Consider the following 10646-nt stretch of genomic DNA (forward strand, 5'->3'; position numbering starts at 1 on the left):
ACAATCACCAGGATACGGAACGGCTACAATCTCCACCTCACGGACACAGAGGCACCGATCGCCCGACTTCAGCCAACCGGTTCTGGTGACGAAATGAGGATAATGTTCTGGTCCTACCGAGGGCGGTGGCAAGATGTTGGAGACTTCGCAGGGATCATTTTGCCCCTCGACCAAGCGCTGGAAGAAATCTCAACAAACGAAATCTTCTGGACATGGACGTGACTGGTTTTTGTACAAAGTCGAGCTGAGCCATCGCGGCAACAGTTCGACGCCACAGCGCATTGATCTGATGGAACGGTATCTTCGCGTATTCGCAGCGTCATCAATCGAAGCGCTGCTGGCTGACCGGGAGTTCGTTGGCGTTGATTGGATGGCATATCTCATTGAGAACAATGTGCCGTTTGTCATTCGCTTGCGCGAAAACATGCGCATCGAAACCGAGGGTGGTCGGGTGTTTCAACTGCGCTCACTGCTGCGCAAACGATGCAAGGGCCAGTGGAAGGGCTGGCTCCCCGGCATGGCCCGCACACCCGAAAATCTCCTGCGCTTTGAGGGAAAAGCGATCAAGGGTGGCGAATTGCTTCTGGTCGCCACAAATATCCCGGCACCCAAAAGTGCGCTGCGCCTCTACCGCAAGAGATGGGGTATCGAGTGCCTCTTCGCCGATGCCAAAACCCGAGGCTTCAACATCGAAGACACCCACATCACCGACCCTGCCAAACTCGCCACTCTACTGGCGGTCGTTGCTCTGGCCATGACCTGGGCATACCGATGCGCAAGTCAGGCAATGGGTCGAAAGGGCGTCCGCAAAAAAGCCCATAAGCGGCGTTCCAAGTCATGGTTCCGGACCGGGTTCGACATACTCCGACGGTGGATATTGCATGATCAGGAAAAGGCTCTTGAGGCGTGGCGACGAACGTGCCCAAAGCGGGCGCTTTCAGGCCCTGAAATGGAGGGCTTTATGCCGTGAGTCCTGTGGGCGGACTTATTACAGCCCCCGCGCCCCGTTGATCGACTTTTTTCGAAACGCCCGGGTAAATGCGAAAAAAGCCAGGGCGGCCACAACGATTGTAGGTCCCGACGGCGTATCGAATCTTGCCGATGCCATCAGCCCGGCGGCGACAGATACAACACCCATGGCTGCTGCGAAACCGGCCATCCGCTCAGGGCTGGAAGCGAAACGGCGAACCGTTGCGGCCGGGATGATCAGCAACGAGACGATCAGCAGGACGCCGACGAACCTGATGGCGGCAGCGATCACCACGGCCAAGAGGATGCCGAAAGCCAGCCGGGCAAGCTCTGGCCGGAGTTTCGCGACGTTTGCCAGATCGGGACTGACCGTGGCTACAAGCAGCGGGCGCCAGAGGCACGCGAGTATTCCCAGGACAATAGCCCCACACCCCCAGATGATCGCCAGATCCAGACGGCTTACTGCAAGGATGTCTCCGAACAGAAGCGCCCGCAAGTCCATCCGCATGTTGGGAATGAAGGAGATGATGACGAGGCCGAGGGCTAGGCTGCCATGTGAGAGCAGACCCAGCAGAGTGTCGCTCGGCAGTGAATCGCGCCGCTCCAGATGGAACATCACCAGCACGATCAGCGATGCGATGATGAAAACACCAACCACCGGATGAATCTCGATCAGGATCGCCAACGTAACACCCAAAACGGCGGAGTGGGCGATGGTTTCCCCGAAATAGGCCAGCCTCCTCCAGACAATGAAGCAACCGGTTGGCCCCGTGACGAGAGCTATTCCGATTCCGGCCAGCATGGCCCGGGTGAAAAAATCATCAAGCACCGGTCAGTCCCCCTGAAAACCCGCTGGACCGGCGGCCAGTGACCCGGGAAAGGTTTCCGGCTCCGGTTTTCTCATCATGTTCGTGCGGCACCAGTACGACAACGTCGCTGCCGGTCTCCATTGCCTTCTGGATGTCGTGGGAAATCAGCAGCACACCACATCCGAGATCCCGGGTGATGCCTGCGACAAGCTTGTGGAGCGCATCCGTTCCGGCAATGTCCACACCCTGGACCGGTTCGTCCAGAACCAGCAAGTCGGGGCGGTGTATCAGCGCTCTGGCCAGAAGCAACCGTTGCAATTCTCCGCCCGAAAGCGTCGCTACCTGCGGGTTGCCAAGGTTCTCCAGGCCGACGGAAACCAGGGCATCGTCGATCTCCTGTTGGTCAAAACGTCCGGTCAGTGTCATCAGCCGACGCAGGGTGAGCGGCAGCGTGGGAGCCATCGCCAGCCGTTGGGGCACATAGCCCACCTCGAGCGAACGGGGTCGCTCCACCGTTCCCTCATCCGGATCGGTCAATCCCAGGAGCGCTTTCGCGCAGGTCGTCTTGCCCGCTCCGTTGGCACCGATCAGATAGATGATTTCGTTTCGTCTCACTGTAAGGTTGACATGACGGATGATCCAGCGCCCACCGCGGCGAATACCGATGTCGCGCGCAACGACAAGAGTTTTCAACTGGCGGGGAAGCTGTTCTTTCACTGCCATGGTCCGCGTCCCGTTTCTTAGTCAAACCCGAGTTCCGTATAAGCTTATATTGCGTTTGGAATGCTCCGAACAACGTCTGGGACGACAATTTTTCCATTTTATATAGCGTCACCGAACGCCGATGACAATGCGCCGTTCGCCGCATTCCCCGGGTCTTTTTCCGCCCCGTCGCCGGCCCCGTCATCGGCGGCCGCCGGGGGCACGGCCGTCGCGCCGGCCGAAACCGTCCGGGAAGGCGCGGGCGTCTCCACGGGCGGCGGCGGTTGCGGCGGCCCGAGCGGTTCGAGCAGCTTCGTCAGTTCACGCTCCTGCCGAAGGATCCGGTTGATCAGCGCCTGCCGCTCGCCGCGCAGCCGCAGCACCTCCTCTTCCACCGCGAAGGTCTCCAGCGCCGTCTCGTCGACGACCGATGCCCAGGCCCGCTTCAGCAGGTCGTCCGCAGAGGATGAAAAGTACGGGGCCGGAGGCGATGCGGCCGTTTCCGGCGCGGGTCCGGACAGCGGATCGTCCCCCGGCGCGGGCGGCAGGATCGGTGCGGCCGCGGGTCGCTGGGAAACGGGCGCGAGGGGATCGCCCTCCTGCGCCGCCGCGGGCGCCCCGAAGGACGCCAGCGCCAGGGCAAGCAGCGCCCGGCGTGTCGCCGCGCCGGCAAGGCGCACGAAAGCACGCCCCGCCGCATGGGCCGCGCCGGCAAGCAGCAACACGGCAAGCAGCGCCACTGGAAACAGGCGTCCATGTGACTTATGCTTGCGGCTCGAAACTGAAAGCGATTCGCCATGACGAAACCCGCCCGCGCCGAAGCCGACCGCGCCGAACCCGTACGGGAAGAGACCGCCATCGGGGAGCCTTGCGTCGAGGCGGCCCGCATCGACGGGCCCTGCCTTGACGATGCCGCCGAAATCCAGAGCCTCAAAGAAGCCGGCCTCGCCGGGACACAGGCCGAGGCCCTTGCGCTTTGCATCCGCGCCGCCGTCGCCACCAAATCCGACGTCGCCCTCATGCGCTCCGATATCGAGCGCATCGATGACACGCTGCGCTCCGAGCTCGACCTCATGCGCTTCACCATGCACAAGGACGAAGAGGCCCGCATCGCCGAAACGCAGCGTTGCGCCGCCGCGGCCAAGGACGCGGCCCGGAAGGCGATGTCCGTCCTGACCGTGCGCATCATCGCCGGCGTCGCCATCCTCAACACACTGCTGATCGCGGCGCTGGTCGTGCTGACCGCCATATAGCGGTGCGCCGGATATAGCGAACGCCGCCCGGTTCGCCGCCGCAAGCACCACTGGAAACAAAACGCCCGATGGCCTATGTTCGGGCGAGGAAAGACAAGAGGACGCGACATGGCCGAAACGGCCTTCAACACCATCGCCGAGATCCAGCGCCTGCGCGACGCCGGACTGCCACAGGAGCAGGCCGAGGCCATCACCCTGTCGATCCACGCCGGCGTCACCGGCGGCGTCGCGACGAAGGCCGACCTGGAGAAGGTTGAAACCGGTCTCAAGGCCGACCTGGAGAAGGTTGAAACCGGTCTCAAGGCCGACCTGGAGAAGGTTGAAACCGGTCTCAGGGCCGATATCGATCTCCTGCGGGCCGATATGGACGCGAAGATCGAGAAAGCGAAGTTCGACCTGACGTGGCGCCTGCTCGGCGGCTTTGCCGTCCTCAACGCCATCATGATCGCGATCCTGCGCCTCATGGGCGGCGTCTAGGGCCAGCGTTTCCGCTTCGCATACCGGGAACGCCGCCCGATACGCCGTTGCGGCGGGACGCCCGCGGCGGCCGCGAAGATGCAGCGCGCGGCGCGGCCAGTGCGGGGCTGCCTCGGAGCCCGGCGCGAGCCGTTCGGCGATCAGGTCCGGATGCGGCGCGATGTTCTGCTCGAAGTGCGTTCCGTCGGCTTCCGTGAAACGCCACACGAGCGCCTGCGCCGATATCCGCGCGCCATAGACCGCCGGCGCATGAAGCGGCACATCGTCGAAAAGGCCCAGCGGATTGCACAGGCCGATGACGAGGTCGCCCCCCGCGGCGAGCGAACCGGCCATCGCCTCCAGCAGGGCGAACACCGCGTCGAGGCTCTCCTGGTGGACGTAGCCGTACCAGAATGAGGTCACCAGATCGAAGGGCCCGAGCCCCGTCATGTCGCGCCCGTCGCGGCAATGGAAGGTAACGTCATGAGAGTACCGCAAAGCGTGGGGCAATTATGCCGCCAATTTGTCGTTCTCGCCTGATTTCATGCCCGGATACCATTGCTCGAACTTGGCGCGGAGGGTTCCGTCGAGAGTGCGTGTTCGGGTTTGAAGCATTAGGTGAGCGCCTTGCTTTGACCAGCGCATCTGCTGCCGTTTGCCAAAGCGCTTGCCAACAACCGTGTTGACGGTGCTCTCAACGAAGCCGGTTGAGACGCGTTCGCCATAGCGGCGGCGCTCCGCATAGTTTGGGATCATGGCTCGGTTGTTGGTGATATAGGTTTCGAACTCGCTTGCCGCTTTGCGCAAGGCCTTGATGCTGGCGTAGCTGGTTTCGATCTCGTCCAGGTCCATGACGAGATCTTCAATGATCATCTGGCCGTCATGGATATTGCCGTTCCAAAGGAAGCCCTTGATTTGCCGCAGGAGCCGCGCCAGCTTTTCGGCTTCCTCTTCATTGTGCTGCGCCAGACCTTTCACGTATTGCTGCATGACAGTGAGGCGCATGGTGATGTGGAACCAGTCGAGAATGTGTTCCGAGGCCGGTGCCATGTAGAGCGCCATATTGATCACAGTATCACCGCCATCCGTCATGAAGGTCACGGGCTGGTTTTCCTGCCAGCCCTGATCTTTCAGCACCTCGTGCAGCCGCCGTTTCGGCTTGGCGTCATGGCTTTGGACGAGGCCAAGATACCGGCTTGGCCGATCGGTGGGGAGCGACTTGCCTACGGTGACCTCGAAATGGGACTGGCTTTCATCGCGGGACCGGACATAGCCGCCGTCTATACCGACGGTGATCGGCCCCTCTGGATTGGGCAGGTGTTGGCGCTGATAAGCGCTGGTCTCTATGAAACTCCATTGCTCATCCGCCAATTCAGCTTCCATCCGGGACGCCACACGGCCCAGATGTCGGCGGATCGTATCCGGGCTGAGACGCGCATCGATCGGCAAGATGTCCTTCAGAATATCAGCCGTGATGCCGTACGAGGCCAGCGAAGCCCATTTTGTCTCGAGCCAAAGCAACTCGGGCGCGACGTGGTCGGGCAAGAGTTCGGTCAGCGGGCTGAAGGTCTTGGACGGGCTGTCCTGGCATTGGCACTTGTAGAACCGCGGGCTCGGCACAGAGACATCACCGAACACCGTGCGATACCGGATCTGACCGCGCGCCTTGCAGCGTAACTTACGCCCGCAGTTTGGGCAGTGGGCGCGCTTTGTGCAGAACGCGGCGCCTTGCGCCGACACGATTTCCTGCTGCAGTTTCAGAAGCAGCTCTTTGCTTTCGGCGATAGACAGGCCGATGTCGCCAATGGTCTCGGCCGCCTTGGTGAGCCTGGCAATGTCTTCCGTGTGAACCGTTCCGTCCGGCGCGGTGATCATCACCTTGATCTCAATATCCATAGTCTCCCAACGTCCTTGTTTCTATGTCCGTTCTGCATCTCTCGCTCGCATGATGGTCTGTCGGCTCGTGCCCATGTCACGGGCAATGGCCGAGAGTGTTTCACCTTGGGCGATCCGATCACGCACCTGTGCTTGTTGATCCGCGGTCAGCACCGCCGGCCGCCCAGGCCGTTTCCCCTGCGCCCTGGCCCGGGCCAGACCCGATTGGGTGCGTTCGATCAACAGGTCGCGTTCGAACTGGGCAACGGTATTGATCACCCCCATGGTCAACTTGCCTGCAGAACTGGTCAGGTCGACGCCGCCAAGGGCCAGACAATGAACGCGTATGCCCATCTTCTCAAGTCGGGCCACCGTGGTGCTGACATCGATGGCGTCACGGCCCAGTCGATCCAGCTTGGTGACCACCAGCACATCCCCCTGTTCCATCTTGTCCAGAAGCCGCGCAAAGCCCTTGCGCTGTAAAATCGACATGGACCCTGAGACCGTCTCGGTGATAACCCGATGTGGCGCGACCTGAAAGCCGGCCGCGGCGATCTCGCCCAACTGGTTGTCCGGGTCCTGGTCGAGCGTCGAGACTCTGGCGTAGGCGAAGGTTCGGGGCATGCGAGAGGGCGATCTGTTCCAAAATCGATGTCCACAAGGTCACCCATGACCAATACCGCGTCAAGCTATATTCTGGACGTAGCCTCCGGGCCTGGACACCCCTACCACTGCTGATGCATCAGGTCGCGATGATCGCCAGCCCGAAACCGCTTGTTCACAGCGCCTTTTGAGAACTTGCCCTCCATGAACGGCTTGCGCGCGGCGATCCGTTCCATCGCGTCCTCAACTTCCTCAGACATGAAATCAGATACAGGTCGATCAGGAGCGTCTGCGGCAGCAACATCCTCAAGAAAACCAGCCATGACATCCATGTCCATATACGCCTCATAGCCTTCTGCCTCATCCCTCCGCTCAAGATATCCACGGGGTCCGCCGCACTCTTCCGGGGGACAGGTGCTCGCCCCACCCATGCACACAGGATAGGTCGTGTTCGGCTTGGCGATTCCAAACCTCTCGACGCGGATCTCATGCTCCCAGCGATCACTCATATCATAGATGTATTCGAACTTGTCGTTTTCGCTAAAACCAAACCGGCTCAGCGGCGTGCGAGGATCGCCCATACACAACTCAAAGGATCCATACTGTGACCCGCGAATATCAAAGGCGTAAAGGTGCAGACTTTCCCAGCCCATAGCCACCTGACAAACACCATGCAGTTCTCGCAGAGTCATGTCGGCGGGCACCTTGACACGACGCCAGATCATCGGGCTGATCCCCAAAAGCCTGACCTTCAACTGAACTATTTCATGCGCCTCATTCATCATCATGGGCCATTCTCGCCATCATCACAGAAAAATAGCAACTGCCCCATGCTTTGCGGTACTCTCCAAAAGCTTGTAGATGGAATTACCGATGGCGCGTGACCTCCAATCACCGGGCTTCGTACTTCCAATTGACAGGTAGTTGATTCCCAATTAACAGTGTTCACACTTTCAATCTGCCGGTCGCAACGGACAATGTACAAACGACTTATCGATCCGCGCTTGCGTGAGGCACTGACCGATACACCGGTTGTCCTTGTTGTGGGGCCACGCCGTGCCGGAAAAACCACGCTCGTGCAAACCGTGGGGCGCGAAGATCGAACCTACGTCACCCTTGATGACCAGACGATCCTGGATGCAGCCCTCGCGGACCCTGCCGGGTTTATCCGAGGTCTGGACACAGCCACCATCGATGAGGTGCAAAGGGCACCCGAACTCCTGCTTGCGATCAAGAAGTCCATCGACGAGGATTATCAACCTGGTCGGTTTCTCCTCACCGGTTCCGCTAATGTGATGACTCTGCCAAAGGTTGCAGACAGTCTCGCAGGACGCATCGAGACGTTGCACATGCTGCCACTCTCACGTTCAGAGCTTTTGGACGTGACCCCCGCATTCTTGAAACAGCTTTTCGAAGGTAAGTTTCAATCGATCAAGGACGCAGTCCTGGGAGATGATCTCATGGACATCGTTCTCCAAGGAGGTTTCCCGGAAGCCCTGTCGCGCGATATTGAGCGACGTCGCCAGGATTGGGCACGTTCTTATCTGACCTCCGTTCTGACCCGAGACTTGAGGGATATTGCAAACGTTGAAAAGCTGACAGAGCTGCCCAGGTTTGTTCGGTTCCTTGCCGAGCATTCAGGCCAGTTGGTGAACTATTCCGAATTCGGATCGAGCATCAATGTGAGCCATAAAACGAGCCAGCGCTATGTGGGACTTCTCGAGCAAGTCTTCCTCATTTCCACACTGCCGCCATGGTACACCAACGCCATCAAACGGATTACCAAAACGGCGAAGCTGCACTTCTTGGATAGTGGGCTTCTTGCCGCAACCCGCGGCCTGACCTTTGAGAGGGTTCGCAACAACCGGGATTTGGTAGGAGCCCTGTTGGAGAGCTTCGTTTTCTCGGAAGTTCTGAAGCTTACGACCGGGACAGAAATGCGTCTCAGTCCCTATCACTACCGTGACCAGGAGATGCGTGAGGTGGACATCGTATTGGAAAGAGACGACGGATTGATTGCTGGCATCGAAGTCAAGGCGTCTGCCACCGTCCGCACGTCTGACCTCAGCGGGTTGAAGACGTTAGCTGAGGCAAGCGGTGATCGGTTTTCATTCGGAGCGATACTATATGACGGCAAAGAGGTCGTTCCGTTCGCAGAAAAGCTCGCAGCCGTACCAATCTCTAACCTGTGGAGCGGTTAATACGTGCTAATAAGTGGTGCGCCGCACCGGCTGACCTCGCCGCCGCTGCCGGGCTGCGCTGGACGATCGAAGAATGTTTCCTCAGAGCCAAGGATGACCTGGTGCACTCCAGTCATGGTCACTTTGTCAAAACCGGCGGCCTGCGCTGGCTCGGCTCAGTTACATGTTGCGCACCTCTTTGCCGCGCCTTTGCGGGCCGGGACGTATACGAAGCCGTCCCTTGCGCCGTTGAAGACCATCGTCGTGCCGGTCAGTGCCATCGCCCCGTTTCCTTCTGCCTTCACAAACCCGTTGCCGGCCCGTTGCCGGAACGGCCCCGTACCCGTCGATGCCGCGCGGTCATGCCGCGGAAATCGCGTCACAGGCACAGCGTGCATCACGATTGTTGCAATTTCGAGGCATATTCCCGACGCCGCTCAACGCCCTGCGGATGATTTTCGCCTGCGGGGTTTTCTTCATCCGCCTCAGGTCCTCTGCGGCCCGCGGATGACGGCGGCATCGCGGTCGGTTTGACACGGGTCGGTGTGCCCGTTTGTGCTTTGGTGAGCGGGACCGCATAGGGCGTCGGGATCATGCTGCGGCAGGGTTCGTTTGCCGGGTGAGGCTTGCGGTGCACCAGCCGATCTGTTGTCCGGTCTGTTGGCGGGTTACGCCCGGCGGGCGGTCCCGCAGATGGCCCGCGTGTCGGGCCCAGCGGTCCGGTCCGACGCATTTGCCTATTCTTTCCATAGCCAAATTCCCCCGGGCGGGAGGGTATCCTTGCCGTGATATGAAAGCGCCGCTTACCGGCATTCTCCAACCCCGGCGGCAAAAAAAGGCATTACGGTGACGGATCATACACGAAAACAACGGTTACTGACTGGTCGCCACCGACTGGTCGCGCAAGGCTCGCCCTGCTGTGTTGCATGGCGCTGCTGTCGCTCGGCGTTACCGCCAGCAACAGCTCAAGCACGCTGATAAGCACGAGTACGATGACTCGGGCCGACAAGGTGGCGATGCTTTTGATGCATGCGGCGGAGCTCTCGGAGAATTGCGATGCGGAAAAGAAGGCTGCCGACACGGCGCTTGCGGTGGCGAAGATGGTCGCCGGCGAGGCGGGTAAAGAGCGCAATCCAGGGTAAGGGCGACACCTCGCCGGTCCGGGACGTAGCGCTTAAGCGCTTGAAAATACAACCTTCGCCGCTGACAGGGCTGTCGTTGCCATTATCGACCGGGACGACTAAGGACTTCGGTCGCACCCGTCTTTCTTCGATCTCCGCAAACGGAAGTTGAAAACCAATGAAAACGTCCTTCCGTCTGCGGTGCGCTTTTGTTCTGGTGTGAGGCGCATGATGGGTGAGAGACTAGCGCCTTTCCAAGTAGGTGGCATCGGCGTGGAATTCGCCCGTAAAGCGCCTTATGGACCATCGAATGGATGACGATCACACCTACGAAGAAATGAAAAAACCTGCGAAGGCACACATTTTCACTGTGGGACCTTCAATCCCGGCACGTACCGATAGCCTGGCGAATTTGTTATCCGGGTCACTATTGTCTTTAATTCCCAAACTATTGATATGTGCTGTATTGTGCATGTTTCTCGGTGCCGCGGTCTTTGCTGCGCCGTTTGGAAGGGGGATGTCCCGTTCTCTGTTGAAAAAGAACTGAGGATTGGGTGGCGTTGCGGTTTCATGATTAGGCGGCCTGCGCCATGTCGTCAACCTGGTTGCTGTCGCCCGATCCTGCGCCATGTCTGTGGAGAGCGGCTTTGAGGATCGGCAGTTGCTTGCGAGCATTGA

General features: G+C 59.8%; 13 protein-coding genes. 7 read left to right on the forward strand and 6 right to left on the reverse strand.

Annotated elements, in window-relative coordinates; all coding sequences use genetic code 11:
- Positions 1-133: 133 nt before the first annotated feature.
- Positions 134-970: a transposase gene (locus E4M07_RS28460; protein WP_136661803.1), complete on the forward strand. Its 837-nt coding sequence runs from the start codon at positions 134-136 to the stop codon at positions 968-970.
- A gap of 18 nt (positions 971-988) precedes the next feature.
- Here the strand turns inward: E4M07_RS28460 and E4M07_RS28465 are convergent, their stop codons facing one another.
- From E4M07_RS28465 to E4M07_RS28475, 3 genes are all read right to left on the reverse strand, one after another.
- A complete protein-coding gene (locus tag E4M07_RS28465) occupies positions 989-1771 on the reverse strand; it encodes a metal ABC transporter permease (RefSeq protein ID WP_246660655.1) in 783 nt (260 codons plus the stop codon).
- 19 nt (positions 1772-1790) lie between these two features.
- Positions 1791-2501, reverse strand: coding sequence for an ATP-binding cassette domain-containing protein (locus tag E4M07_RS28470; protein ID WP_136661805.1), 711 nt, complete (start codon positions 2499-2501; stop codon positions 1791-1793).
- A gap of 98 nt (positions 2502-2599) precedes the next feature.
- Entirely contained in the window at positions 2600-3220 is a 621-nt protein-coding gene (locus E4M07_RS28475; RefSeq protein WP_136661806.1) for a hypothetical protein, read from the reverse strand.
- A gap of 57 nt (positions 3221-3277) precedes the next feature.
- Between E4M07_RS28475 and E4M07_RS28480 the strand changes: the two genes are divergently transcribed.
- The 3 genes from E4M07_RS28480 (at position 3278) to E4M07_RS28490 (ending at position 4606) form a co-directional block, all read left to right on the forward strand.
- The gene (locus tag E4M07_RS28480; protein ID WP_136661807.1) at positions 3278-3733 is read left to right on the forward strand and encodes a hypothetical protein; all 456 of its coding nucleotides are present in this window, start codon (positions 3278-3280) and stop codon (positions 3731-3733) included.
- A gap of 108 nt (positions 3734-3841) precedes the next feature.
- The gene (locus E4M07_RS28485) at positions 3842-4210 is read left to right on the forward strand and encodes a hypothetical protein (RefSeq protein WP_136661808.1); all 369 of its coding nucleotides are present in this window, start codon (positions 3842-3844) and stop codon (positions 4208-4210) included.
- A gap of 99 nt (positions 4211-4309) precedes the next feature.
- Positions 4310-4606, forward strand: a complete 297-nt coding sequence (locus tag E4M07_RS28490; RefSeq protein ID WP_136661809.1) for a hypothetical protein — start codon at positions 4310-4312, stop codon at positions 4604-4606.
- A gap of 93 nt (positions 4607-4699) precedes the next feature.
- Here E4M07_RS28490 and E4M07_RS28495 read toward each other — a convergent pair whose 3' ends face one another.
- The 3 genes from E4M07_RS28495 to E4M07_RS28505 all read right to left on the reverse strand — a co-directional run bounded on the left by E4M07_RS28495 (position 4700) and on the right by E4M07_RS28505 (position 7455).
- Positions 4700-6085, reverse strand: a complete 1386-nt coding sequence (locus E4M07_RS28495) for an ISKra4 family transposase (RefSeq protein WP_136661810.1) — start codon at positions 6083-6085, stop codon at positions 4700-4702.
- Positions 6086-6106: 21 nt separating this feature from the next.
- Positions 6107-6688 (reverse strand): recombinase family protein, encoded by a 582-nt coding sequence (locus tag E4M07_RS28500; RefSeq protein WP_136661811.1) that lies wholly within the window; start codon positions 6686-6688, stop codon positions 6107-6109.
- Positions 6689-6789: 101 nt separating this feature from the next.
- Complete coding sequence (locus tag E4M07_RS28505) at positions 6790-7455, reverse strand: plasmid pRiA4b ORF-3 family protein (RefSeq protein ID WP_246660654.1); 666 nt, start codon at positions 7453-7455, stop codon at positions 6790-6792.
- 189 nt (positions 7456-7644) lie between these two features.
- Here E4M07_RS28505 and E4M07_RS28510 point away from each other — a divergent pair, with 189 nt between their 5' ends.
- The 3 genes from E4M07_RS28510 (at position 7645) to E4M07_RS28525 (ending at position 10515) form a co-directional block, all read left to right on the forward strand.
- Positions 7645-8868 carry an ATP-binding protein gene (locus E4M07_RS28510; RefSeq protein ID WP_136661812.1) on the forward strand — a complete coding sequence of 408 codons (1224 nt, stop codon included), beginning with the start codon at positions 7645-7647 and terminating at the stop codon, positions 8866-8868.
- 905 nt (positions 8869-9773) lie between these two features.
- Positions 9774-9989: a hypothetical protein gene (locus E4M07_RS28520; RefSeq protein ID WP_136661814.1), complete on the forward strand. Its 216-nt coding sequence runs from the start codon at positions 9774-9776 to the stop codon at positions 9987-9989.
- Positions 9990-10278: 289 nt separating this feature from the next.
- On the forward strand, positions 10279-10515 hold the full coding sequence (locus E4M07_RS28525) for a hypothetical protein (protein WP_136661815.1): 237 nt from the start codon (positions 10279-10281) through the stop codon (positions 10513-10515).
- Positions 10516-10646: the final 131 nt, after the last annotated feature.

Source organism: Nitratireductor sp. XY-223, from assembly GCF_004959855.1.
In the GTDB taxonomy this organism is placed as follows: domain Bacteria; phylum Pseudomonadota; class Alphaproteobacteria; order Rhizobiales; family Rhizobiaceae; genus Hoeflea_A.